Below are 23,672 nucleotides of genomic sequence, written 5' to 3'. Positions count from 1 at the left end.
ATGGCCGGCGGCGCCGAACTCGCCGCCCTCAAGCACGAGTTGTCACAAGTCAGCGGCGTCGACGTCGAGGAACTCCCGGACAAGGAAGACCTCACTGCACCCCTCGCGGCCACCACGGGCGGCACAGCGTCCTGACAGCCGCGTCACTTTCAGTCGCCGGCCCCCGAGCGGGCGTGTGTCCGCTTCCCCACGGGCCCAGGGCCGGCGAAGGTCACCAGTCCACTCGGGCCGCAAGGGCCCAGTAGCCAACTGGTCGCGCCACCGCGGAGACTCCCCTCTGCCACCACCCGACGACCTGACAACCGCGTCCCTTCAAGGCGCCGGCCCCGGGCCCCGATGCGCCGCCGCCGGCCGGCCCCGGACTCCACTCCGCCCGCTCCACGACTCGGTGACCGCCCTGCGCGATGGACGACATCCGCCGGCAGTGCGGCATCGTCTTCCCGGCGGAGAACGCTCAGCCACTCGGCACGGCCTGACCGAGACACGGGGGCGGGGACCGGCACCCGCTCTGGCACCCGCGCCCGCACCCGCACCCGCACTGGCCTTGCCCCAGCTCGCCGAGCCACCTAGCCTGCGTTTGTGCCGTCAATAAACAAATCCCGAACGCACAGCGTCGTGCCGGGCAGCAAGCGCACCGAGCTCACGCGGCTGCGCCGCGTCATCACGACCTTCTTCGCCCTCGACGGCTTCATCTTCGCCGGGTGGGTCGTCCGCATCCCCGCCATCAAGCAGCAGACCGGCGCCTCCGCCAGCGCCCTCGGACTCGCCCTGCTCGGCGTCTCCGCGGGTGCCGTCCTGACCATGACGATCACCGGCCGCCTCTGCCGCCGCTACGGCAGCCATCAGGTAACCGTCGTCTGCGCCGTACTGCTCTCGCTCAGCGTCGCGCTGCCGCCACTCACGCATTCGGCACCGGCCCTCGGCGCGGTGCTGCTGGTCTTCGGCAGCGCGTACGGCTGCATCAACGTGGCCTTCAACAGCGCGGCGGTCGACCTGGTCAGGGCGATGCGGCGGCCCATCATGCCCAGTTTCCACGCCGCGTTCAGCCTCGGCGGCATGGCAGGCGCCGGTCTGGGCGGACTCGTCGCCGGGTCGCTGACCCCGACGCAGCACCTGCTCGGCCTGACCGTGATCGGCCTGCTCGTCACCGCCGTGGCCGGCCGGGCGCTGCTGCGCCTTCAGCCTCCGGAGCCGCCAGAGAGCGCGCCCGGCGAGACCGTCGCGCCCCGCCGTCTCGACGCCCGCACACGGGGGCTGGTGATCACCTTCGGTCTGATCGCCCTGTGCACGGCGTACGGCGAGGGCGCCCTGGCGGACTGGAGCGCGCTCCACCTCACGCAGGACCTCGGCGCCACGGCGGGCGCGGCGGCGGTCGGCTACTCCTGCTTCGCGCTGGCCATGACCATCGGCCGGCTGACCGGCACCAGGCTGCTGGAGCGGCTGGGGCGGACCCGCACCATGGCCTTCGGCGGCAGCACGGCGGCCGCCGGCATGCTGCTCGGCGCGCTCGCTCCCTCCCTCTGGGCGGCGTTCATCGGCTTCGTGATCACCGGGCTCGGACTCGCCAACCTCTTCCCGGTCGCCGTCGAACGGGCCGGCGCGCTGGCCGGCCCGGACGGAGTAGCCATCGCCTCCACCCTCGGCTACGGCGGCATGCTGCTCGGGCCGCCCGCGATCGGCTTCATGGCGGACTGGTTCTCCCTGCCCGCCGCCCTGACGAGCGTGGCGGTACTGGCGGCGACGGCCGCGGCGATAGCGGTTCTGACACGCAACGCGGCAACCCGTTGAGTCATACGGCGTTGACCGACACTGCGTCGTTTCATACGGCTCCTCGCTCCGCCGTCGGCGCCACCGGCTCCGGGTCGGCTCTCCAGCGCAGGCGGGTGGTGCACAGCGAGACCACGACCGCCGAGGCCGCGACCACGCCCATGCCCCACGCCAGGCTGCTGACGCTCGCCACGAAGCCGATGAGCGCGGGGCCGGCCAGCAGGCCGGTGGTGCCCATCGAGGCGATCAGGGACAGCGCGTCCGGGCCTTCGGCCGCCGCGGCGACGTAGAGGCACGGGGCCACGGCCGAGACGCCGAGTCCCACGCATGCGAAGCCGATGAGCGCGGGCACCACGCCTCCGGCGAGCAGCGCCAGCGCCAGCCCCGTGCCCGCGAGCGCGCTGCCGGCCCGGACGACGCGTGCGTCGCCCCAGCGGCTGCGCCAGCCGTCGCCGACCAGGCGCGCGACGACCATCGTGCCCGAGATGACGGCGATGCCCAGCGGCGCGACCTGGGACGACGCGTCGGCGACGTCCTTGAGGTAGAGCGCCGACCAGTCGTTCATGGAGCCTTCGACCACCTCGGCGAACGCCATGGCGACGCCGAGCCAGAGCATGACCTGCGACGGCATGGTCAGTCCGCGGCGCTTCCTCGCGCCCTTCTGCTCGTCCGCCCGCTCGGCGAGTCGCTCCGCCGGCTGCTCGTCCTTCGCGTCGTCGGGGAGCAGCCGGGGCCGGGCGCAGGCGAGGAGCAGCAGGAGCAGCACCGAGACGGCGGCGAAGTGCGGTGCGAGGCCAGAGGTCAGGCTGGTCATGCCGGACGACACCAGTGCGGCGAGGAACGCCCCGCCGCTGAACGTGGCGTGCAGCTGGGTCATGGCGGTGCGGCCGTAGACCTTCTCGAGGGCGGCACCCTGCGCGTTCATGGCCACGTTCAGGCAGCCGACCGCCACGCCGTCGGCGCAGAGGATCAGCAGCGCCACCGGGTAGTTCGGGGCCGCGGACAGCGCGAGGAGGATCGCGATCAGGCCGAGCCCCGAGAGGAGGGCGAGGCGGCGCGCGCCCAGGCGTCTCATGAGGTACGCGACCAGGGGGAAGGAGGCGACCGCTCCCGCCCCGGTGACCATCAGCAGCAGGCCCACCTCCCCCGCGTTCAGGTCGAGGCGGGATTTGAGGGCGGGGATCCGGGAGGCCCAGGAGGCGTACTGGAACCCGAGAAAGCAGAACAGCGCCGCGATCGCCAGTTGCGTACGTCTGAACTCGTCTAGGACACGGGGCATGGGAACCGGGCCCCCTCCTTCGAAGCGCCGGTGCCGCTGCCGGGCACCGTGAGGGACATGTAGACGGCGTCGTCGCCGTAGCTCCGCGGAAGGCGGATCTCCGGGTGGGCGCGGTAGCCGCGGGCCGCCCAGAAGGGTGCCATTCCGCCGACGGCTATCAGGGAGATGTGCTCGTACGCCGGCCGTGCGGTGGCCGTCAGCCGACCGAGCAGCCTGCCGCCCCAGCCCCTGCCGCGCTGGTCCTCGGCGACGACCATGTCGTGCAGGTGGAGGTTCCGGGCCCGGCGCACCGGCTCGTCCGTCTGGGCCAGGTCCGGGTAGCGGAACCTCGGGTAGGGCAGGGCCAGCAGGTATCCCGCGATGCGCCCGTCGAGGTCCAGCACGAAGCAAGTGCCGGGCGAGGCACGGCCCTTGGACTCCAGGGCCGCCTGTCCTTCGGACAGTGAGCAGCTCGCGTAGGCGTCGGCTTCCAGCGCGGCTATGTGCGCCCAGTCGCCCTCGCGTACAGGCCGTACGCAGGCGTCGGCCACGGAGCGAACGCGGGTGTCGTGGCCCGCTGTCGACGCCGTCACGCTGCAGCCTCCCTGCGGTCGCTGCCGTCCTGGGCAGAGGTGTGCGGCAGCGGTCCGAAGCCGTTGAAGCCCTGGGTCATATAGCTGGTGGCGTAGGCCCCGGCGGACAGGACCCAGACCGGGTCGCCCGAGGCCAGCGCCCTGGGCACCAGGCGGTGCGCGGCCCCGTAGGCGTCGTCGCTGTCGCAGGTCGGGCCCGCGACGACGGCGGCCACGTGCTCGCCCTCGGAGTGGCCTGGAAAGACGAGCCGGTGGCAGAGCTCGTCCATCTCGTAGAGGCCGTTGAACTTGCCGCAGCTCAGATACAGCCAGTGCACGCGCTCGCCGTCGGGCTGCCGCCGCTCGGTCAGCCGGTAGACGTGCGCCCGGATGGCGCCGTGGTCGGCCACCAGATGCCGTCCGGGCTCCATGACGAAGTCGAGGGGCGCGGTGTTGAGGTCCCGCAGGTGTTCCATGCCCTCGCGGAGGACGGCGAACATCTTGTCGAGCGGCGGCTCGAGCCTTGTGCCGTGCCGGTCGAGATAGCCGAGTGCGGGCAGGCCGCCGCCGAGGTTGACGTGGTCGAGGACGATTCCCCGTCCGCGCAGGGCCACCATGGCGTCGGCCAGCAGGTCGACGGCCTGCTGCCACGCCTCGTACGTCATCTGCTGCGAGCCGACGTGCACGGACAGGCCCGCCGGGGTCAGGCCGGCGTCCCGGGCCGCGGTCAGTACGCGGACGGCGTCGTCCTGCGAGCAGCCGAACTTCCGGCTCAGCCCCCAGAGCGCACCGTCCCCGCTGGTGGCGAGGCGGCAGTAGACCCGGGCGCCGGGCGCGTGCGCGGCGATCGCCGCCACGTCCTGGACGCTGTCCGTGGCGAAGGTCCGCACGCCGAGACGGTGGGCCTCGGCGATGCTCGCGTCGGACTTCACGGTGTTGCCGTAGTGGATCAGGTCCGCGGGCACGCCGAGCCGCAGGGCCTGGGCGATCTCGGCGGGGCTGGCCGCGTCGAATCCGGCGCCCCGGTCGGCGAGGCAGGTCAGCACCTCGTCGACCGGGCACGCCTTCATCGCGAACCGGACGGCGACGCCCGGCAGTTCACGCAGCAGGTCGTCGTACTGGCCCGCGATCCCGGTGAGGTCGAAGACGACGCAGTCCGCCGGCGCGGCGGCCAGGGCGGAGGCCAGCCGCGTGTCCAGGTCCGTGCTCACCCGTCCGCACTCCCGAGGCCACCCGCACCCCCGAGACCGTCCGCACTCCCGAGGCGGGTTTCCCGTGCGGCACCGACCAGCGCGGGCCAGGCGTCGATCAGCAGGGCGAAGTCCTCGGTGTCCCGCCGGGCCTCGTCGAGCAGTTGCCCACGGCGCGAGTCCATCAGGTCGGCGAACTCCGCATAACGGCCGCCGAGTTTGCGGTAGGCGGTACTGACGCGGTCCAGCCGCCAGATGTTCTCGCCCAGATCGAGACCCGCGCTCTCCCGCAGCAGTGCGGACACGGTGTCGCCGCGGACCTGCTCCCGCTCGTCGAGCAGGTCGGTGTCGGCCGAACTCATCCTGTCGTAGACGAAGTTGAAGTAGAGCATCGACAGGAGGAACTTCACGAACCGCATCTGGTACGCCCGGAATCCGGCGTCGGTGCGCCGGAACGGGGTGTAGAAGTTCTCGATGTTGCGGTTGTGCAGCACGCCGGGCAGCGCGGCGTCGTGGACGAGGTGGATGAGGAAGTAGTCGCTGCCGATGGTCTCGGTCGCCGGCGGCAGCGGCACCCGCTCGTAGACCTCGTGGTGGAAGCCGATGTTGCACATGTCCACCCGCATGGGGTCGACCAGGGTCAGCGTCGAGTGGTCACCGGTGAACGGGGCCGTGCCGGCGCCCTTGAAGGATTCCTCGACGAGCTGCCGCTTCTGCTCCTCCGGCAGGTCCATCGGTCCCCACAGGCTGACGACGTCGTGGTAGACGGCGGCGTCGAGCTGCTCGATCTCCGCGATATCGACGGACGGTTCGCCGATGAAGGAGGAGCCGACCATGGACACCGGGCGGTGGGCGTGGGCCGGGGCAAGGACGGTCTCGGTCACGATGGCCGACGCCTCGGCGGCGGGCCTGCCCAGCGAGGCGAGCTCGTGCCGGATCGGGAAGACCCGTTCGCCGCCGTGGACCTGGTAGGTGGAGTCCGAGTCCCGGCGGTGCACGGACCGGCAGCCGAGTGCGCTCGCGATCAGGAAGGCACGGTTGGTGCAGGCCCCGTACGAGAGGTCGGACGGCAGCATGAGTTCGAGCATCCGGTCCGGCGCGGCGAGGCCGGACCGCTCGATCGCCTGCCGCAGGAAGACGCGCTGCCGTGCCTCGTCGAGGTGATGGACCGTCACGTCCGGGGTGGCGGGCAAGTCCTGTACGACGCCGGCGTGTTCGGCCTGTGTCGCGTCGTCCGAGGAGTCGAGGATCAGCAGATGTACGTCGGCGGCGAAGGTGCGGGCCGCGTAGGCCGCCTCCTCGGCGATCTCGGTGAGGGCGGCGGAGCAGGCCCGGTTGGTCGGCAGGGCCAGGCAGATCCGGTCGGCGCTGGTTGCCCGGTTCACGTGGCGCTCTCTTGTCCGCTCCAGGACGTGAGCCCCAGGAGCCTCTCACCGAGGTCGTCGAGCGTGGCGGCGCCGTAGCGGAGCGCCTCGGGTTGTTCGGAGTCGCCGAGCAGCGTCCCGTTCCAGTCCGGGGTACTGAGCGTGCGCCACGACTCGACGCGGGAGCCGCGCAGTGCCTGGTACTCCTCCAGCGCCGGCATCATCGACAGGTACTGCACGGCGCGGACACCGTTGTCGGAGACGTTGGGCGCGACGCCGTGGGCCAGCAGCCCGTTGAAAATCAGCAGGTCGCCGGCCTGGAGGTCGGGTCGTACGACCGGGAACTCGGCGCGGTCGACGGCGGGCCGGATGGGGTCGCGGCCGGCCGGCTGCGCGATCCGCCACTCCTCGAACTGCCGGAAGAGTTCGGGAGCGCACTGGAACCCACCGAGCTCCGGCTGGGTGTCGTTGAGGGCGAGGATGCCCTGAACCCGCTGCGGCAGCACGCCGAGCGTGGTGTCGACGTCCCAGTGCAGCTCGATGTCGAAGCCCTCGTCGGTGGGTTCGATGAGGGAACGCGAACGGCTGCCCCGGTTGGGCGGGTTGAGGTTCAACCGGTCGAGGGTGACCCACAGCTCGGCGCAGTCCCACACGTCGGCGAAGGCGTCGTAGACCCGCTGCGTCTGCCGGTTGTCCCAGAGGAGCTGGTGGTGGTACGCCTCGACGAAGCCGTAGACGTGCAGGTCGCGGTCCAGGTCGGAGCGGAACTCGCGCTCCTGGTACCAGGTTTCGGGCCGGTCGGGGTCAAGTCCCTGGAACTCCCAGGCGAACTCGTACAGGCTCTTCGCCGCGCCCGGTGAGACGGCGTTCCTCACCACGACGTAGCCGTACGTCTTCCAGAAGGCGAAGTCCTGCTCCGACAGCACGCGCAGCGGTCGTGACTTCTCGATGTCTCGCAGTTGCGTCTGCGCGAGGTAGGTCTCGCCGTCGGCACTGAAGTACGGGCGTTCGGTCGGCGCCCGGTACAGATAGGGGGGAGGGGTCGGCATGCGTCACTCCAAGGCTCGAGTGGCCGAGTGGAACCCAGGTCGCTCTTGGTCGAACTGAGGTTCCCTCAAACTGGACTGGACCAATTCGCGATGTCAACCGGAACCTGCCGAAGTTGCCGCCAACTGCCTGCCAGTTGCCGGTTGTTGAGCAGGCAACGAGAGTGCCTTCGGGCCGGTTCAGCGCGCCGCTTCCGCGGTCCGCTTCGAATGGTGTAGACCTGTACGGTGATTGGCCTAGACTTTTAGAAGCGTCAGGCGGCCCGGAAGGCAGGTCATGACCACCGACGTCAGCAGCGCCCAGTACGGCACCCGGTTTCCCGGCGGCCTCGCGCGTGTGCCGAAGTACTACCGCGTCAAGCAGCAGGTCCTCGACATCGCTCAGGCACTGAAGCCCGGATCCCGTATGCCCGCCGAGCGACTGCTCGCGGTCCGGCTCGACACCTCGCGCACCACCGTCCGGCAGGCCCTGCAGGAGCTCGTGGGCGAGGGCCGGCTGGACCGGATCCAGGGAAAGGGCACGTTCATTGCGCCGCCGAAGCTCTACCGCACGCTCCAACTCACCTCCCACACGGAGGACATGCAGGCTCAGGGCCTCGAACCCGCCTCGCGCGTCCTGGACATCGACCACGTCGAGGCCGACGGGAAGCTGTCGCGCCTGCTCGACATCGATGTCGGGGAGAGCGTGCTGCGCATCGAGCGACTGCGGCTCGCCAACGGCGAGCCCATGGCGATCGAGACGACGCACCTGTCCGCGCTCCGCTTCCCCGCACTGCGTGAGTCCCTGGCCCGGCACAGATCCCTGTACTCGGTGCTCGCCGAGGTGTACGGCGTGCATCTCGCGGAGGCCGAGGAGGGCATCGAGACCTCGCTCGCGACCCCGTACCAGGCCGCGCTGCTCGCGACGGAGGTGGGCGTACCGGTGATGCTGCTGTCCCGTCACTCGCTCGACGCCGAGGGCAGACCGGTGGAGTGGGTCCGCTCCGTGTACCGGGGCTCCCGCTACAAGTTCGTGGTGACCTTGATGCCCACGGCGGACTGAGTCCCGGGCCGATCACGACCGTTCTCTTCTCGCGCTCCCCCACGTTCACGGCGGCCGCAGCACTCGCGGCCGGACGATCGCGCGACCGAACCTCGGACACGGCCTGCCCGTGCCGCGGTCCGGGGCCGGCGATGTGAGCCCTCCCCCCAGGCTCGCCGGACGCCCCTTCCTCACCTCTCCTCCCGATGACCGCCGCGCCCTCGGGGCCCGGCCTCGCCCCGTCGACCCTGGGAAAAGCCGTGACACAACAGGGTGCTCCAGCACGCCACGCACGCCTCGCACGCCTCGCACGCCTCGCACGCCACATCACCGCAGTCAGGACAGCTCACAGAACAGCCGACCGGACAGCCGACCGGACTGCCGACCGGACTGCCGACCGGACAGCGGCCGCCGGCCCGGAGACAGAGATAGGCCTCCCGTGACCGATACGACGACTACGTCGGCGACGCTCGCGGACGCTCTCACCACCGCACGCGAGGCGGCCTGCCTCACCCAGGAGGACCTCGCGGAGCGGTCCGGCGTCAGTGTGCGGGCCATCCGCAACCTGGAGACGGGCCGCACCTCCCGCCCCCGCAAGCAGTCTCTGGTCCTGATCGCCAAGGCCCTCGGGCTGCCGCCCGGCGAGGTGGGCCGGCTGCTTCGCCGGCCGCACACCGACAGCCACCGGGAACCGCCCGGACCCGTGCCCGCCGAACTCCCCGCGGCCCCCCGCCACCGCCTCGTCGGCCGAGCCGCACACGTCGACTCGCTGCGCGCGCACCTCTCGGCGACGGAGCCTCACGACCTCGGTAGGCCCGCGGTCGTCGTCGGGCCGCCCGGCGCGGGAAAGACCTCGCTGGTCCTCGAGGCGGCCCACGGCGTGCGCGACCGGTTCCCGGACGGGCAGGTCTACGTCGACCTCCACCCGGACGCCTCCGCCGCGCCGTTCACGTCCGACGAACTGGTGCGCCGCGTGCTGCGATCCCTGGGCGCCGCACCCGTCGCGGACCACCCGGAGGAGGCGGGTGCGCAGTTGCGGGACGCGCTGAGCAGACGGCGCGTCCTCGTCGTCCTCGACAACACCGACAGCGAGGGACAGGTACGGCCGCTGCTGGTGGACGGCGCCCGCAGCGCCGTGCTGGTGGCCGCGCGCCGTGAACTGCCCGCGCTCACAGGGCAGTTACGTCAGCGGATCGACGCGCTCGGCGAGTGGGACGGCATCCAGGTGCTGGAGGATCTGCTCGGCGCCGACCGCACTCGCGCGGAACGGGCCTCCGCGCTGAGCGTCGTGCGCTCCTGCGCGGGGCTGCCGCTCGCCCTCCACATCGCCGGACTCTGGCTCTCGGCGCGACCGCACCGCTCGCTGCGCGATCTCGCGGACCGTCTGGAGCACGAGCCGGACCGGCTCCGGTTCCTGCACATCGGGGATCTGTCGCTGCAGGCCAGCGTGGCGGCCTGCTTCGGCACCCTGCCGGCTCCGGTCAGGGCCGCCTTGCAACGCCTGCGGACGGTGCGCGGCGCGTTCGGCGTAGACGACATGGTGAGCCGCGTGACGCCGTCGAGGGGACTCGCGGCGGATCTCCTCGACGAACTCCTGGACCGCCAGATGATCCACGTCGACCGGGCCGCCGGTACCGGCCAGACCCGGTACCGCATCCACGAGGCGGTACGTCAGTACGTGGCGTACCGCCCGACCGGCTCCTGCCGGACGCGCACGGCGGCGGGCCAGGTCTGGCTGCCCCGGCAGGCGGGCGTTGCGCGCGCGGCCGGCGGTCCCCGCGTCCTGAGGCGAGGGCTCGGCTGAAGCGGCGAGGCACAGCGGCCGCACCGGCCCCCGAACGGCGCGGGTTTCGCCGACCATATGCCGTAACTCGTTGGGCCGGTCGGCCGTATGCCGAGGTCGCGCCTGCGAACCGCGGCCTCGGCACGGGGTGAGTATGCCGCGTGCGGAAGTCCGTCCGGCACCTCGCGGACCCGGCAAGCGGCCGACTCCGCGAAGCAGTTCCGACCTTGGAAAGGGGAGGATCGCATGCGGCGACGCCTGACAGCACGGCCGGGCCGACGCGGCGCACCGCCGCTCGCGTTCGCGTCGGCGGCGGCCGTCCTTCTCGTCGCGTGCAGCGGCGGCGGCACGGCGGACGGCGCCCCGGGCGGCGACGACGGTGACAAGGGCGCCCCGGCTGCCCTGGTGGTGCGTCCCGGTTCCGGAGGCGCGAAGGTGCCGGTCGGGCAGAAGGTGACGGTGCGCGTCCGGCGCGGCTCACTGACCTCCGTCGAGGTCACCTCCCCCGGACCGGGCAGGGTCACCGGCACCTGGTCGAAGGACAGGACCGCGTGGACCTCGACGACACCGCTCGCCCCGGGCGCCACCTACACGGTGAAGGCCGGCGGCAGGACGTCCGGCGGATCGGCCCTCGGCAGGACCGCCTCCTTCACCACCGAGGCGCCCGAGAACTCCTTCGTCGGCGAGTACTCCCCCGACAAGGGCGCGACAGTCGGTGTGGCGATGCCGGTCTCGATCACCTTCGACAGGCCGATCCGGGACAAGGCGGCGGTCGAACGCAAGCTCACGGTCACCGCCTCCCCCGCGGTCGAGGGCGCCTGGAACTGGCTCAAGGACCGCGACGGCAAGGACCGTGTCGACTACCGTCCCGAGCAGTACTGGAGGCCCGGCACCCGGGTCACCCTGCGCATGGACCTCGCCGGGGTGAACGCGGGCGGCGGCCTCTACGGCACCCAGCAGCGCATCGTGCACTTCCGCATCGGGGACGCCGTCACCAGCACCATGGACGCCGTCGGCAAGACGATGACCGTGACGAGGAACGGCAGGACGCTGCGCACCCTGAACGTCTCCGGCGGCAAGAAGGGCTACGAGACCTGGAACGGCACCATGGTCGTGCTGAGCAAGGTGCCCACCATCCGCATGAACTCCTCGTCCGTCCGCATCTTCGGCCCCGAGGCGTACGACCTCGGCAGTGTCAGGTGGGACGTCCAGCTCACCCCGTCCGGCACCTATGTGCACTCCGCGCCCTGGAACGCGGGCAAGTTCGGTCTGGTCAACGGCAGTCACGGCTGCATCGGCATGAGTACGGACGACGCCCGGTGGTTCTACGAGCAGGTGGGCCCCGGCGACCCGGTCACGGTCGTGCACTCCGTCGACACGGTGGCGGTCAACAACGGTTACGGCGACTGGAACGTCGACTGGGCCGCCTGGAAGCGGGGCAGCGCCCTCGACCGGCCCCCCGAATAGGCGACTTCGGCGGGCCGGCGCCTGCAGTCGGACGGACGCCGGCCGCTCCCTCGGACGAACACCGACAGCAGCAGCGCCATCACCAGGCCGAGCACACTGACCAGGGTCTGTACGACGGTCTGGGTCTTCGCGGCCTGGGCGAGATCCATCCCGAACGACTCCTTCACCAGCCAGAACCCGGCGTGGTTCACGTAGTTGAGGCCGAGGGACCCCGCACCGATGGCGATCACGAGCAGCGAGGCCTCCAGGCCGCCGCCGCTGCCGATCAGCGGGGCGACGATCCCGGTGGCGGAGACGATGCCGACGGTCGCCGAACCGGTGGTCAGGGACAGCAGCAGCGCGACCAGCCAGCCCAGCAGACGAGGGTCACGCCGAGCGCGAAGAGGAAGCCGGCGAGCATCGCCACGAGCGGTTCGCCGACAAAGGTGAGGGCGGCCCCCGCCGCCACCGGCATCGCCCGCGTCAGCGCCCGCCGCTACCTGGAGCACTTCCACACCACCGGTGACGCCGGCGTCTCCCTGCGCTACGGCACCGCCGGGCGCCCGGAGCGCCACTACTACTGGCGCTCGTAGCCCCGCGTCAGGCCGTGCGGAACCGGAACGCCCCGGTGCTGCCGCCCATGCTGAGCCAGATGTACTCCCCGTCCCTGACCAGCCGGAGGGCGACGTGGGCGCAGCCGGGGCAGCGGGCGGTCAGGCCCGGCTCGGGCCCGTAGACGTGCAGCTGGGCGAGCATCCCCGTGCGCGCGCACTGCGGGCAGCGCCACCAGGCGGTGGTCGCCTCCACGGAGAGGATCTCCGAGAGCGGGCCGGCGAGAGCGTTGCCGTCGAGGTGGGTCGTGTCGTCGAGGCGGGCGATGTCGTCTGCCATCGGGACCTCCGGTCAGCCGAAGCGTTCGGTGCGGATGGTGGCGGGGTCGCGCCCCAGGTCGACGAGCAGGTCGGCGGCCGTCTCCACGAAGCCGGTGGGACCGCAGACGTAGACGGGACCGACCGGTTCCAGGCGGGCCGCCGGTTTCTCCAGGTCGGCCTTGGTGAGCCGGCCGGGGGCGCGGGCGTTGCCGGGCGGCGCCCGGCGCGTGTACAGGAATCGGACGTCGAGGTGCGCGTCGTGGGCGTCGAGCATGTCGCGGTACCAGACGTCCTCGGGCGTGCGCACGGAATACAGCAGGTGAAAGGCGGCGGCCGCCCCTGCCGCGCGGTGGGCGCGGATCATGGCGGCCAGCGGGACGACTCCGGAGCCGCCCGCGACGAGCAGTGCCGGCTCGGTCTGCTCCGGCCGCCACACGAACCAGTTGCCGAGCGGGCCGCGCATCTCCACGTCGGCGCCCACCGGCAGGTCGTCGGCCAGATAGGGCGAGACCTCGCCGTCGGCCACGGCCTGCACGCCGAGCTCGATCCGGTCGCCGTCGGCGGGCGCTGCCAGCGAGTAGCTGCGTACGGCCTGGTATCCGTCGTCGGCCGTCAGCCGTACGTCGACGTGCTGGCCGGGCAGGTGGCCGGGCCAGCCGGGCACGGTGAAGGTCAGGGAGCGCGCGGTGGCGGTCTGCGGGCGGCGTTCGGCGAGGCGGGCCCGGCGCCAGGCGGCGGCCACGGTCAGTCCCCCCAGTTGCGCTGCTCGCGCCAGGGATCGCCGTAGTTGTGGTAGCCGACCGACTCCCAGAAGCCCGGTTCGTCCTCGTGGCCGAGCCGCAGTCCGCGCACCCACTTCGCCGACTTCCACAGGTACAGGTGGGGTACGAGCAGCCGGGCCGGACCGCCGTGTTCGGGCGCGAGCGGATAGCCGTCGTAGGTGTGGACGATCCAGGCCTTGCCGTCGAGGAGGTCCTCCAGCGGGAGGTTGGTGGTGTAGCCGCCGTGGCTATGGGCCACGACGAAGTCGGCCGCCGTCTCCACGTCCTCGAAGAAGGCGTCGAGCGGGACTCCGCGCCACGGGGTGTCGAACTTGGACCAGCGGGTCACACAGTGGATGTCCGTGGTCGTCTCCTGCTGCGGCAGGGCCATCATCTCCGCCCAGGTCCAGCTGTGTGCGGCCCCGGTCTCGGTGGTGATGGTGAAGGTCCAGTTCTCGGTGGACACGCGCGGTGTGGGCCCGGCGGACAGCACCGGGAACTGCTCGGTCGGGTACTGGCCGGGCGGCAGCCGGTCCGCCAGTGAGCGGGTGCGGCCGCGAAAGCCTGGTGAGAAGGAGCTCATGACGTCATCGGTCTCCTGGGCTCGGAGGGCGTGACCGCCTGATGCAACCCATCATGGGCCGCTCACCGCGCGCCCGCATGCCGTTCGCGCGGCCGCGGCACACGGGGTGCACGCACTCTTCTCCGGGACCGCGCCCCATCCGGCAGACTCGCACCATGGAGACTGCCGAGTTCGTGGAGAACCTGGACCGCGAGGGCCGGCTGCTGGCCGCGGTCGCCGAGGCGGCGGGGACCGGCGCCAAGGTGCCGACCTGCCCCGAGTGGCAGGTGCGTGACCTGGTGCGGCACACCGGGATGGTGCACCGGTGGGCGGCCGCCTTCGTGGCCGAGGGGCACACCTCGTACCACCCCGACGGCGGACTGCCCGACCTGGACGGCGAGGAGCTGCTGGCCTGGTTCCGCGAGGGGCACCGCCATCTCGTCGCCACCCTCGCCGGCGCCGAGCCTGGCATCGAATGCTGGCACTTCCTGCCCGCACCGTCGCCGCTGGCCTTCTGGGCGCGGCGGCAGGCGCACGAGACCACCGTGCACCGGATCGACGCGGAGTCGGCGCTCGGCGGAGTCCGGTCGGACATCCCCTCCGGCTTCGCGGCGGACGGCATCGACGAGTTGCTGCGCGGCTTCCACGCCCGCGGCAGGAGCAAGGTCCGCTCGGACGTGCCCCGGGTGCTGCGGGTACGGGCGACGGACATCGGCGACGCGGTGTGGACCGTACGGCTGTCCCCGGAGCCGCCCGCCGCCACACGGGACGCGGCAGGCGACGCGGACTGCGAAGTGGCCGGGCCCGCGCAGGAGTTGTACGTGGCACTGTGGAACCGGCAGCCGTTCCCGCACGTGAGCGGGGACGCCGCGGTCGCCGATCTGTGGCGCGAGAAGTCCGCCGTCACCTGGAGCTGAAGCCGCCAACTTGAGCCAGAGATCGGCTACTTGAGCCCGAGATCGGCTACTTGGAGCTGAACTCGCCCGCCAGCATCCGTGTCAGCACCGCACGCTGCACCGGCAGCACCTCGCCGTGCAGCGTGCGTCCCTTCTTCGTCAGGGCCACACGGACTCCCCGCCGGTCCTCGGGGCACATGGTGCGCTCGACGAGGCCGTCCTTCTCCAGCCGGGCGATCAGCCGCGACAGCGCGCTCTGGCTCAGATGGACCCGCTCGGAGATCTCCTGAACGCGGTAGGCACAGGCGTCGCCGGACAGGACGTCCAGCACCTCGAAGTCGCTGCCGCACAGGCCGTGTTGATGCAGTTCCCGATCCAGTTCGCACTGGGTGCGGGCATGCACCGCCAGGATGTCCCGCCACTGGTCCACGAGTGCCTGCTCGGCCTTCTTCGCCACCATGAACGCACCGTAGCAGAGAAGCGAAATTATTGCATCAGAATTAAATGCGCTTGCATTTGATGCATACGCATGTAGCCTCGTCGGCATGACCTCTCCGCTCACCACCTCCGCGGCGTCACCCTCGGCGGTCCGCTGGACCCCCCGGCTGTGGGGCACCCTGCTGGTGCTCTGCGCCGCGATGTTCCTGGACGCGCTCGACGTCTCGATGGTCGGCGTCGCGCTGCCGTCCATCGGCTCGGACCTCGACCTGTCCACCTCGTCGCTGCAATGGATCGTCAGCGGCTACATCCTGGGCTACGGCGGCCTGTTGCTGCTCGGCGGACGCACCGCGGACCTGCTGGGCAGGCGCCAGGTCTTCCTGATCGCACTGGGCGTCTTCGCGCTCGCCTCGCTGCTCGGCGGTCTCGTCGACTCGGGCCCGCTGCTGATCGCGAGCCGCTTCATCAAGGGGCTGAGCGCGGCCTTCACCGCGCCCGCGGGCCTGTCCATCATCACCACGACCTTCGCCGAGGGCCCGCTGCGCAACCGCGCCCTGTCCATCTACACCACCTGCGCGGCCACCGGCTTCTCGATGGGCCTGGTCCTCTCCGGCCTGCTCACCGAGGCCAGTTGGCGCCTGACCATGCTGCTGCCCGCACCCATCGCGCTGATCGCCCTGCTGGCGGGCCTGAAGCTGCTGCCGCGCAGCGAGCGCGAGAAGGACCACAACGGCTACGACATCCCCGGCGCCGTCCTCGGCACCGCGTCGATGCTGCTGCTGGTCTTCACGGTCGTCGAGGCGCCGCAGGCCGGCTGGGCCTCGGCCCGCACCCTGCTGTCCTTCCTCGCCGTCGCCGTACTGCTGACCGTGTTCGTCCTGGTCGAGCGCCGCTCACCCGGCCCGCTGATCCGGCTCGGCGTGCTGCGCTCCGGCAACCAGATCCGCGCCCAGCTCGGCGCGCTGGCCTTCTTCGGTTCCTACGTCGGCTTCCAGTTCCTGACCACGCTCTACATGCAGTCCCTGCTGGGCTGGTCGGCGCTGCACACCGCGCTCGCCTTCCTGCCGGCGGGTGCGCTGGTGGCCGTCTCCTCGACCAAGGTCGGCTCGATCGTCGACCGGTTCGGCACACAGCGGCTGATCGCGGCGGGCTTCGCACTGATGGTCGTCGGCTACGCGCTCTTCCTGCGCGTGAGCCTCGACCCGGTCTACGCCGCCGCCATCCTGCCGTCGATGCTGCTGATCGGCGCGGCCTGCGCGCTGGTCTTCCCCTCGCTCAACATCCAGGCCACCAACGGCGTCGAGGACCACGAGCAGGGCATGGTCTCCGGCCTGCTCAACACCTCGGTGCAGGTGGGCGGCGCGATCTTCCTGGCCGTCGTGACGGCGGTGGTGACCGCGAACGCCCCCGAGCACACGACCGCGCAGGCCGTGCTGGACAGCTACCGTCCTGGGTTGATCGTGGTCACGGGCGTCGCCGTCGCCGGCCTGCTGATCACGCTCACCGGACTGCGGACCCGGCGTGCGCCACAGTCGGTCGTGGTCGCCAGGTCCACCACCCTGGAGGCGGAACGCGTGACGGTGCGCGACTGAGAGGCACCTTCCAACAGTGCGCCCGGCGGGGCTGGTTGCCCCGCCGGGCGTATGGCTGTGAGATGACGGTAGGGCGGAGAGTGGGGGAAGCCATGACGGACAGCGGGGGACGTCGCAACAAGGCCGAGCGGGACGCGTTGACCGTCGAGGTGGGATACGCCCTGTCGAGCGCCGCGTTCGCCGGTCTGGTCCTCTATGGGGCGATCGCCGGACCGGCGCTGCTCTTCGAACTGCCGCACCTGGCCGAGAGCTTGCTGCGGCTCGTGGCGCTCGTCCTCGCGCCCGTGCTGTTCGCCGTCCGCGTGGTGAGCGTCCTCGTGCGGTACCGGCGGACCGGTCAGCCCAACCAGCCGGGGCGGACCAGGCCCGACTCGTAGGCGAGGACGACCAGTTGGGCCCGGTCGCGGGCGCCCAGCTTGACCATCGTGCGGCTGACGTGGGTCTTCGCGGTGAGGGGGCTGACGACCAGCCGCCGTGCGATCTCCTCGTTGGACAGGCCGATGCCGACCAGGGCCATCACCTCCCTCTCCCGCTCGGTGAGTTCGCCGAGGGCACCGGCGGCCGCGGGCTCCTTGGAACGGGCCGCGAACTCGGCGATCAGGCGCCGGGTCACTCCCGGTGAGAGCAGCGCGTCCCCCTCCACCACTGCCCTTACCGCGCGCAGGAGCTCCTCGGGTTCGGTGTCCTTGACCAGGAAGCCCGAGGCGCCGGAGCGGATCGCCTCGAAGACGTACTCGTCGAGCTCGAAGGTGGTGAGCATGACCACCTTCACGCTGTGCAACGCCTCCTCGTCTGTGATCCGGCGGGTCGCCGCCAGCCCGTCGAGCGCCGGCATGCGGATGTCCATCAGGACGACGTCCGGGCGCAGTTCGCGTACCTTGCGCACCGCCTCCTCACCGTCGGCGGCCTCGCCGGCCACCTCGATGTCCGGCTGTGCGTCGAGCAGCGCCCGGAAGCCGGCCCGCACCAGTGACTGATCGTCGGCGAGCAGTACGCGGATCACCGATCGTCCTCCTTGGCCTTCACCTGCAACGGAAGTACGGCGAGCACCCGGAAACCGCCGTCGGTGCGCGGGCCCGCCTCGATCGTGCCACCCAGTGCGGCGGCCCGCTCCCGCATTCCGGCCAGACCGTTGCCGCTGCCGCCCGCGTCGGCACCCGTCGCGGGCCCGTCGTCGTCGACGCGCAGCCGGAGTGCCCGCTCGTCGTGGTCGAGGCGCACACGTGCCTGACGCGAGCCGGAGTGGCGCACGACGTTGGTCAGCGCCTCCTGGACGATGCGGAAGGCGGCGAGATCCGTGCCGGGCGCGAGCCGCGGCGGATCTCCCTCGACCTCCACCGTCAGGCCCGCGCTCGCCGCCTGCTCCACCAGCTCGGGCAGCCGGTCGAGGCCCGGGGCCGGGGCACGCGGGGCGTCTCCGGGTGTGCGGAGGGTGTCGAGGACCTGGCGGACCTCGCCGAGCGCCTCCTTGCTGGCGGCCTTGATGGTGGTGAGCGCGGTGCGGGCCTGCTCGGGATCGGAGTCGAGCAGGGCGAGGCCGACGCCCGCCTGCACATTGATCACCGAGATGCTGTGCGCGAGGACGTCGTGCAACTCGCGGGCGATGCGCAGGCGTTCCTCGTCGGCACGCCGCCGGGCCGCCTGGGCCCGCTCGGCCCGTTCCCTGCTCCACTGCTCGCGCCGCACGCGGGTCAGTTCCGCCAGCGCGACGATCGCCACCACCCAGGCGGCGATCACGAGTTCCTGCCCCCAGGAGGGGGCCGAGTCCCCGGAAGGCGGCAGCCACCGGTACAGCCAGTGCGCCACCAGCATGTGCCCGGCCCACAGCATCGCGACGGCGCCCCAGGCGGCCCGCCTGTGCCCCGCGACCACGGCGCTGAAGCAGGCCACCGCGACGGTGAGGAAGACCGGCCCGTACGGATATCCGGCACCGAGGTAGACCGTCGCGGCCGCCGCGGTGCCGAACACGACGGCGACCGGGTACCGCTGCCGCCACAGCAGCAGGCCGGAGCCCACCACCAGCAGCACGCGCGCGAAGGTGTCCAGCGCGGCCCGCTCGGCCGCCTGCTGATGGGCAGCCCAGTGGGAGCCGACGAGCACGAAGACCGTGAGCAGCACGGTGGAACGCCACGGCCACCGGGGCGCCCGCTGCTCGTCGCCCCAGCGGTTCATCCACGGCGGCCCGTACCGCCACCACCGGGGCGGCCCGCCCCCGCGCACAACCTGCTCGTCCATGACCGCCACGCTAGACGGCGACGGGCCGGCGGGGCGTCCGCCGGGCGTGGTGATCAGACGTACTCCCCGGGAAGTACGCCACCCGGCCAGGACTCCCGGCCCACCAGGGCTGCCCTTCCTCACCAGAACTGTCATCCCCCACCAGGACTGTCATCCCGACCGCGACTGTCGTCCCGACGGGGTCTACGTCAGCCCGACCCCGTGCGCGAGGCGCCCCGCCGCGTGCCGGAAGAAGGCCTCGCGTTCCTCCACGACCCGGTGGAACTGGCCGAACAGCTCGAAGCCGATCAGCCCGAACAGCTGGGCCCAGGCGGCGACCAGGGCGGGTGCGACCGCGGGCGGGAGGTCGGAGGCGAAGTCCCCGGCCATACGATCCGCCTCGGACTCCAGGTCCGCGGGGAGCGGGGGCAGCGTCAGTCCGGGACCCTGGCGGGCGTCGCGGACGATACCGATCAGGACGAGACCGACGCGGGCCGCGGCGGGGACGGTGGTGTCGGGGGCGACGTAACCGGGGACCGGCGATCCGTAGATCAGTGCGTACTCGTGGGGGTGTGCGAGCGCCCACTTGCGTACGGCCTCGCACACAGTGGTCCAGCGTTCGACGGGGGCGGCCTCGTCCTCGGGGGCGAGCGCCGCCTCCGCCGCCTCGCCCACGGAGTCGTAGGCATCGATGATGAGCGCGGTCAGCAGGTCGTCGCGGCTGGGGAAGTAGCGGTAGAGCGCGGAGGAGACCATGCCGAGTTCGCGCGCCACGGCCCGCAGCGAGAGCTTCACGGCACCCTCGGCCGCGAGCTGTCTGCGTGCCTCGTCCTTGATGGCGGCGGTGACCTCGATCCGGGCTCGGGCGCGTGCGCTGTGTGCGGTGCTCATGGAAGGCAGTGTCGCACGAAACGAGAGCAGTGCACACGAAAGAGAGCGGCGCACAAAAAAGTGAGCGCCGCTCTTGCACTGGATCACCGATCCGGTGCAGACTCCTTATCAAGCGAGAGCAGTGCTCACAAAAACGAGCGACGCTCTCTCAATCGATGGGGGTCCCCATGTCCACGCACGTCCAGAAGCCCGGCTGGTTCACCGTCAACGTCTTCAACCGCGTCGTCGCCTGGATGACGCGCCGCGGCATCAGCGTCTGGGGCTCCCGGGTCCTGGCGGTCCGCGGGCGCAAGAGCGGCGAGTGGCGCACCACCCCCGTCAACCTGCTGACGGTGGACGGGCAGCAGTACCTGATCGCCCCGCGTGGTCATGTGCAGTGGACACATAACATGCGGGCCGCGGGCGGCGGCGAACTCCACCTCGGCAAGAGCGTCGAGGCGTTCACCGCCACCGAGGTCGCCGACGACGACAAGGCGCCCCTGCTGCGTGCCTACCTCAAGCGGTGGAAGGCCGAGGTCGGCGTCTTCTTCAACGGCGTCGGTCCCGACTCCCCCGACGCCGAGCTGCGCCGTATCGCGCCCGACCACCCCGTCTTCCGCATCAGCGTCACGAAGTGACGTCGCCGCCCACCGGGGACTCGCCGTCCACCACCGGCTCCTCGCTCGCCTGGGGCCGGTCGCCCACCGGGGACGGGCCGCCCACCTGCCGCCGGTCGAGCGCGTACAGGGCGCGCTGGGCCATCGGGTGGGACCGGACGAGTTCGGCGAGGTTTGTCGAGCCCCGGGTGATGTCCCTGAACGCGTTCCACGCGGGCCGGAATCCCGTCAGCGCCGCGTGGAACAGGCCCGGACGGCGCTCGAAGACCGTCAGCAGCCGCCGGCCGATGCTCATCTCGACGCCCAGCCCCGCCTTGACCGCGAACGCGTAGTTCAGCGCCTGGCGCCGGGCGTCCACGGCGTCGTGCGCCTCGGAGACGCGCACCGCCCACTCCCCCGCGAGCCGCCCCGAGCGCAGCGCGAAGGAGATGCCCTCGCGGGTCCACGGCTCCAGCAGGCCCGCCGCGTCACCGCACACCAGCACCCGCCCGCGTGAGAGGGGCGAGTCGTCGGCACGGCAGCGGGTCAAATGGCCGGAGGAGATGCTCGGTTCGAAGCCGGCGAGGCCGAGCCGCCCGATGAACTCCTCCAAGTACCGCTTGGTGGCGGCACCTTCCCCACGCGCCGAGATCACGCCGACCGTCAGGGTGTCGCCCTTGGGGAACACCCAGCCGTAGCTGCCGGGCATCGGGCCCCAGTCGATGAGCACCCGCCCCTTCCAGTCCTCGGCGACGGTCTCCGGCACCGGGATCTCCGCCTCCAGGCCGAGGTCCACCTGGTCGAGCTTGACCCCGACGTGCGCTCCTATGCGGCTGGCACTGCCGTCGGCGCCGACGACCGCGCGGGCCAGCAGCGTCTCGCCGCCCTGCAGGACGACCGCGACCGTGCGCCGGTCCGGCACCACCGAACCGTGCTGTTCGACGCGCTGCACGGTGGCGCCCGTACGCAGCTCCGCGCCCGCCTTCTGCGCGTGCTCGACCAGCTGGTGGTCGAACTCGGGCCGGTTGATCAGCCCGAACAGCATCTGCCGGGAGCGCCGGGTGCGGGTGAAGCGGCCGTTGTTGGAGAACGTCACCGCGTGCACCCGATCGCGCAGCGGCAGTTCGAAGCCGGGTGGCAGGGCATCGCGGGAGGGGCCGATGATTCCGCCGCCGCACGTCTTGTAGCGCGGCAGCTCCGCCTTCTCCAGGAGCAGCACGCTGCGTCCCGCGACCGCCGCCGCATAGGCGGCCGAAGCCCCCGCGGGTCCCGCGCCCACCACGACGACGTCCCACACCCGCTGCACGTCGTCCGCCGAAGAGTTCTCGCTGCTCACGATGGTCTACTGCTCCCGATCAAGCCGCTGCCGCACCTGTCCTACGCATCCTACGGCGGACGTCGCCGCAGGCCACTGTGGGAGGATCCCGATATCCACTCGTACAACGTCGCACCCACAAGGAGCGTGCCCATGTCGTCGAATCCGGTCGCCGGGACCGTCGCCTCTCTGATGCCGAGAGCGCAGGCGGAGCTCGCCGAACTGGTGGCCTTCAAGTCGGTGGCGGACTTCGGCCAGTTCCCCAGGAGCGAGAGCGAGGGCGCCGCACGCTGGGTCGCCGACGCGCTCAACGCCGAGGGGTTCCAGGACGTCGCCCTGCTCGACACCCCCGACGGCACCCAGTCCGTCTACGGCTACCTGCCCGGACCGGAGGGCGCCAGGACCGTCCTGCTGTACGCCCACTACGACGTGCAGCCGCCGCTCGACGAGGCCGCCTGGACGACGCCGCCCTTCGAACTGACCGAGCGGGACGGCCGCTGGTACGGGCGCGGCGCCGCCGACTGCAAGGGCGGCGTGATCATGCACCTGCTCGCGCTGCGCGCCCTCAAGGCGAACGGTGGAGTGCCCGTGCACATCAAGGTCATCGCCGAGGGCTCGGAGGAGATGGGCACGGGCGGTCTGGAGCGGTACGCCGAGGAGCACCCGGACCTGCTCACCGCCGACACCATCGTCATCGGCGACGCGGGCAACTTCCGGGTCGGCCTGCCGACGGTGACCACCACGCTGCGCGGCATGACCCTGGTCCGCGTCCAGATCGACACCCTCGAAGGCAACCTGCACTCCGGCCAGTTCGGCGGCGCCGCCCCCGACGCGCTGGGCGCGCTGATCCGCGTCCTCGACTCGCTGCGGGCGGAGGACGGCTCGACGACCGTCGACGGGCTGACCCCCGAATCCGGCTGGGAGGGCCTGCAGTACGACGAGGAGCAGTTCCGCCAGGACGCCAAGGTTCTCGACGGCGTGGGGCTGATCGGGTCGGGCACGGTCGCCGACCGCATCTGGGCGCGTCCCGCCGTCACCGTCCTCGGCATCGACTGCCCGCCCGTCGTCGGCGCCACCCCGTCCGTGCAGGCGAGCGCCCGCGCGCTGGTCAGCCTGCGCGTCCCGCCGGGCGTCGACGCGGTCGAGGCGACCAAGCTGCTCCAGGCCCATCTGGAGGCCCGCACCCCGTGGGGCGCCCGGGTGCACACCGAGCAGATCGGCCAGGGCCAGGCGTTCAGCGCCGACACCACCAGCCCGGCGTACGCGGCGATGTCCGACGCGATGTCGGTCGCCTACCCCGGCCAGGAGATGCAGTACGCCGGCCAGGGCGGCTCCATCCCGTTGTGCAACACCCTCGCCGCCCTCTACCCGCGCGCGGAGATCCTCCTGATCGGCCTGAGCGAGCCGGAGGCCCAGATCCACGCGGTGAACGAGAGCGTCTCACCCGAGGAGCTGGAGCGGCTGTCGGTCGCTGAGGCGCTGTTCCTGCAGAACTACGCCGCGAGCTGACCAGGCGCCGCCGGCCAAGGGCCCTCGTCTTCGGACGGGGGCCCTTTCCCTTGCCCGCAGTCCACCGCCGCTGCCTCACCGCCACCGGTCACACGTGAACGGTTCGTGATCTGTCCGCCCCCCAGGCACGCCGGCACGATGGGGAGCTCAACGAGGGTTGCGGCCGACCGGGGGGCGGCCGCAGACGAAGGGACACCAGCATGCGCAGGATCACCCGGGGCGCCGCCGCGCTCGCCATCGCCGCCGCCGCTGTGACAGCGGTCGGCGCCGGCTCGGCACAGGCGAGCGACAATCCCGCCTACGGCTGTCCGGGCGGCGCGGTCTGCATCTACCCGGAGGCCACGGCCTACTGGAAGAGCCAACCGACGGACATCTTCTACAGCTACGGCGCCCACAACCTGAGCCACGAGTTCGGCAACCACTTCGTGCTGAACAACCAGTACGGCAGCGCCAACGCCACCGCCCAGCTGTGCAAGGGCTACAACGGCACCAACTGCGTGGCCACCATCGCGCTCAACGCGTACGTCTACTACGACCTCACGCCGATCAACTCGATCGTCCTGAACCGGCCGTAGCCGTCCAGAGGGGGAAGATCCATGC

Annotated in this window: 24 protein-coding genes and 2 pseudogenes; 12 read left to right on the top strand and 14 right to left on the bottom strand. The window is 71.7% G+C overall.

Annotated elements, in window-relative coordinates; all coding sequences use genetic code 11:
- Together ACGFYN_RS34235 and ACGFYN_RS34230 are read left to right on the top strand one after the other, a co-directional pair.
- Positions 1 to 135, top strand: a pseudogene (locus ACGFYN_RS34235) (sugar ABC transporter ATP-binding protein); the annotation flags it as partial.
- Positions 136 to 615: 480 nt separating this feature from the next.
- Positions 616 to 1,788 (top strand): MFS transporter, encoded by a 1,173-nt coding sequence (locus tag ACGFYN_RS34230; protein WP_393869822.1) that lies wholly within the window; start codon positions 616 to 618, stop codon positions 1,786 to 1,788.
- 31 nt (positions 1,789 to 1,819) lie between these two features.
- Here the strand turns inward: ACGFYN_RS34230 and ACGFYN_RS34225 are convergent, their stop codons facing one another.
- From ACGFYN_RS34225 to ACGFYN_RS34205, 5 genes are read right to left on the bottom strand one after another with little or no spacing between them, the layout of a single operon-like run.
- Complete coding sequence (locus ACGFYN_RS34225) at positions 1,820 to 3,046, bottom strand: MFS transporter (protein WP_393869821.1); 1,227 nt, start codon at positions 3,044 to 3,046, stop codon at positions 1,820 to 1,822.
- On the bottom strand, positions 3,031 to 3,618 hold the full coding sequence (locus tag ACGFYN_RS34220; RefSeq protein WP_393869820.1) for a GNAT family N-acetyltransferase: 588 nt from the start codon (positions 3,616 to 3,618) through the stop codon (positions 3,031 to 3,033). Before ACGFYN_RS34220 ends, ACGFYN_RS34225 begins: the two co-directional genes overlap by 16 nt.
- On the bottom strand, positions 3,615 to 4,808 hold the full coding sequence (locus ACGFYN_RS34215) for a type III PLP-dependent enzyme (protein ID WP_393869819.1): 1,194 nt from the start codon (positions 4,806 to 4,808) through the stop codon (positions 3,615 to 3,617). The genes ACGFYN_RS34220 and ACGFYN_RS34215 overlap by 4 nt, the downstream gene beginning before the upstream one ends.
- Entirely contained in the window at positions 4,805 to 6,172 is a 1,368-nt protein-coding gene (locus ACGFYN_RS34210) for a DUF6271 family protein (RefSeq protein WP_393869818.1), read from the bottom strand. Before ACGFYN_RS34210 ends, ACGFYN_RS34215 begins: the two co-directional genes overlap by 4 nt.
- On the bottom strand, positions 6,169 to 7,200 hold the full coding sequence (locus tag ACGFYN_RS34205) for a phytanoyl-CoA dioxygenase family protein (RefSeq protein WP_393869817.1): 1,032 nt from the start codon (positions 7,198 to 7,200) through the stop codon (positions 6,169 to 6,171). Before ACGFYN_RS34205 ends, ACGFYN_RS34210 begins: the two co-directional genes overlap by 4 nt.
- Before the next feature lie 274 nt (positions 7,201 to 7,474).
- Between ACGFYN_RS34205 and ACGFYN_RS34200 the strand changes: the two genes are divergently transcribed.
- From ACGFYN_RS34200 to ACGFYN_RS34190, 3 genes are all read left to right on the top strand, one after another.
- Positions 7,475 to 8,239 (top strand): GntR family transcriptional regulator, encoded by a 765-nt coding sequence (locus tag ACGFYN_RS34200; RefSeq protein WP_393869816.1) that lies wholly within the window; start codon positions 7,475 to 7,477, stop codon positions 8,237 to 8,239.
- 418 nt (positions 8,240 to 8,657) lie between these two features.
- Positions 8,658 to 10,022 carry a helix-turn-helix domain-containing protein gene (locus ACGFYN_RS34195; RefSeq protein ID WP_393869815.1) on the top strand — a complete coding sequence of 455 codons (1,365 nt, stop codon included), beginning with the start codon at positions 8,658 to 8,660 and terminating at the stop codon, positions 10,020 to 10,022.
- Between the two features lie 225 nt (positions 10,023 to 10,247).
- Positions 10,248 to 11,468 (top strand): Ig-like domain-containing protein, encoded by a 1,221-nt coding sequence (locus tag ACGFYN_RS34190; protein ID WP_393869814.1) that lies wholly within the window; start codon positions 10,248 to 10,250, stop codon positions 11,466 to 11,468.
- On the opposite strand, the gene ACGFYN_RS34185 is transcribed toward ACGFYN_RS34190, so the two are convergent.
- Entirely contained in the window at positions 11,399 to 11,956 is a 558-nt protein-coding gene (locus tag ACGFYN_RS34185) for a hypothetical protein (RefSeq protein ID WP_393869813.1), read from the bottom strand. The genes ACGFYN_RS34190 and ACGFYN_RS34185 overlap by 70 nt on opposite strands.
- Between ACGFYN_RS34185 and ACGFYN_RS34180 the strand changes: the two are divergent.
- A pseudogene (locus tag ACGFYN_RS34180) lies at positions 11,909 to 12,040 on the top strand (two-component system response regulator); the annotation flags it as partial. The gene ACGFYN_RS34185 and the pseudogene ACGFYN_RS34180 sit on opposite strands and share 48 nt — an antisense overlap.
- Before the next feature lie 7 nt (positions 12,041 to 12,047).
- Here ACGFYN_RS34180 and ACGFYN_RS34175 read toward each other — a convergent pair.
- The 3 genes from ACGFYN_RS34175 to ACGFYN_RS34165 are packed head-to-tail and all read right to left on the bottom strand — an operon-like array spanning position 12,048 to position 13,663.
- Complete coding sequence (locus tag ACGFYN_RS34175) at positions 12,048 to 12,338, bottom strand: DUF6510 family protein (RefSeq protein WP_393869812.1); 291 nt, start codon at positions 12,336 to 12,338, stop codon at positions 12,048 to 12,050.
- A gap of 12 nt (positions 12,339 to 12,350) precedes the next feature.
- Complete coding sequence (locus ACGFYN_RS34170) at positions 12,351 to 13,061, bottom strand: FAD-binding oxidoreductase (protein ID WP_393869811.1); 711 nt, start codon at positions 13,059 to 13,061, stop codon at positions 12,351 to 12,353.
- Between the two features lie 2 nt (positions 13,062 to 13,063).
- The gene (locus ACGFYN_RS34165) at positions 13,064 to 13,663 is read right to left on the bottom strand and encodes a sulfite oxidase-like oxidoreductase (protein WP_393869810.1); all 600 of its coding nucleotides are present in this window, start codon (positions 13,661 to 13,663) and stop codon (positions 13,064 to 13,066) included.
- Between the two features lie 155 nt (positions 13,664 to 13,818).
- On the opposite strand from ACGFYN_RS34165, the gene ACGFYN_RS34160 reads away from it, so the two are divergent.
- Positions 13,819 to 14,559 (top strand): maleylpyruvate isomerase family mycothiol-dependent enzyme, encoded by a 741-nt coding sequence (locus tag ACGFYN_RS34160; RefSeq protein ID WP_393869809.1) that lies wholly within the window; start codon positions 13,819 to 13,821, stop codon positions 14,557 to 14,559.
- A 46-nt stretch (positions 14,560 to 14,605) separates the two neighbouring features.
- On the opposite strand, the gene ACGFYN_RS34155 is transcribed toward ACGFYN_RS34160, so the two are convergent.
- The gene (locus ACGFYN_RS34155) at positions 14,606 to 14,998 is read right to left on the bottom strand and encodes a MarR family winged helix-turn-helix transcriptional regulator (RefSeq protein ID WP_393869808.1); all 393 of its coding nucleotides are present in this window, start codon (positions 14,996 to 14,998) and stop codon (positions 14,606 to 14,608) included.
- A gap of 85 nt (positions 14,999 to 15,083) precedes the next feature.
- Here ACGFYN_RS34155 and ACGFYN_RS34150 point away from each other — a divergent pair, with 85 nt between their 5' ends.
- Both ACGFYN_RS34150 and ACGFYN_RS34145 read left to right on the top strand, forming a co-directional pair.
- The gene (locus tag ACGFYN_RS34150) at positions 15,084 to 16,568 is read left to right on the top strand and encodes an MFS transporter (protein WP_393869807.1); all 1,485 of its coding nucleotides are present in this window, start codon (positions 15,084 to 15,086) and stop codon (positions 16,566 to 16,568) included.
- Between the two features lie 92 nt (positions 16,569 to 16,660).
- Complete coding sequence (locus ACGFYN_RS34145) at positions 16,661 to 16,945, top strand: DUF6332 family protein (RefSeq protein ID WP_393869806.1); 285 nt, start codon at positions 16,661 to 16,663, stop codon at positions 16,943 to 16,945.
- On the opposite strand, the gene ACGFYN_RS34140 is transcribed toward ACGFYN_RS34145, so the two are convergent.
- From ACGFYN_RS34140 to ACGFYN_RS34130, 3 genes are all read right to left on the bottom strand, one after another.
- Positions 16,906 to 17,571, bottom strand: a complete 666-nt coding sequence (locus tag ACGFYN_RS34140; RefSeq protein ID WP_393869805.1) for a response regulator — start codon at positions 17,569 to 17,571, stop codon at positions 16,906 to 16,908. The two genes, ACGFYN_RS34145 and ACGFYN_RS34140, sit on opposite strands and share 40 nt — an antisense overlap.
- Positions 17,568 to 18,803, bottom strand: coding sequence for a sensor histidine kinase (locus tag ACGFYN_RS34135; RefSeq protein ID WP_393869804.1), 1,236 nt, complete (start codon positions 18,801 to 18,803; stop codon positions 17,568 to 17,570). Before ACGFYN_RS34135 ends, ACGFYN_RS34140 begins: the two co-directional genes overlap by 4 nt.
- A 183-nt stretch (positions 18,804 to 18,986) precedes the next feature.
- Entirely contained in the window at positions 18,987 to 19,673 is a 687-nt protein-coding gene (locus ACGFYN_RS34130) for a TetR/AcrR family transcriptional regulator (RefSeq protein ID WP_393869803.1), read from the bottom strand.
- Between the two features lie 167 nt (positions 19,674 to 19,840).
- Between ACGFYN_RS34130 and ACGFYN_RS34125 the strand changes: the two genes are divergently transcribed.
- A complete protein-coding gene (locus ACGFYN_RS34125) occupies positions 19,841 to 20,290 on the top strand; it encodes a nitroreductase family deazaflavin-dependent oxidoreductase (protein ID WP_393869802.1) in 450 nt (149 codons plus the stop codon).
- Here the strand turns inward: ACGFYN_RS34125 and ACGFYN_RS34120 are convergent.
- Positions 20,280 to 21,584, bottom strand: a complete 1,305-nt coding sequence (locus ACGFYN_RS34120) for a geranylgeranyl reductase family protein (RefSeq protein ID WP_393869801.1) — start codon at positions 21,582 to 21,584, stop codon at positions 20,280 to 20,282. The genes ACGFYN_RS34125 and ACGFYN_RS34120 overlap by 11 nt on opposite strands.
- Positions 21,585 to 21,716: 132 nt before the next feature.
- Between ACGFYN_RS34120 and ACGFYN_RS34115 the strand changes: the two genes are divergently transcribed.
- Positions 21,717 to 23,072: a dipeptidase gene (locus ACGFYN_RS34115; RefSeq protein ID WP_393869800.1), complete on the top strand. Its 1,356-nt coding sequence runs from the start codon at positions 21,717 to 21,719 to the stop codon at positions 23,070 to 23,072.
- A gap of 200 nt (positions 23,073 to 23,272) precedes the next feature.
- Positions 23,273 to 23,647, top strand: coding sequence for a hypothetical protein (locus ACGFYN_RS34110; protein ID WP_393869799.1), 375 nt, complete (start codon positions 23,273 to 23,275; stop codon positions 23,645 to 23,647).
- Positions 23,648 to 23,672: the final 25 nt, after the last annotated feature.

Source organism: Streptomyces sp. NPDC048419, assembly GCF_043200415.1.
Classification (GTDB): Bacteria; Actinomycetota; Actinomycetes; order Streptomycetales; family Streptomycetaceae; genus Streptomyces.
The sequence above is the reverse complement of the archived record's forward strand: the minus strand, read 5'-3'. Positions and strand labels throughout refer to the sequence as shown.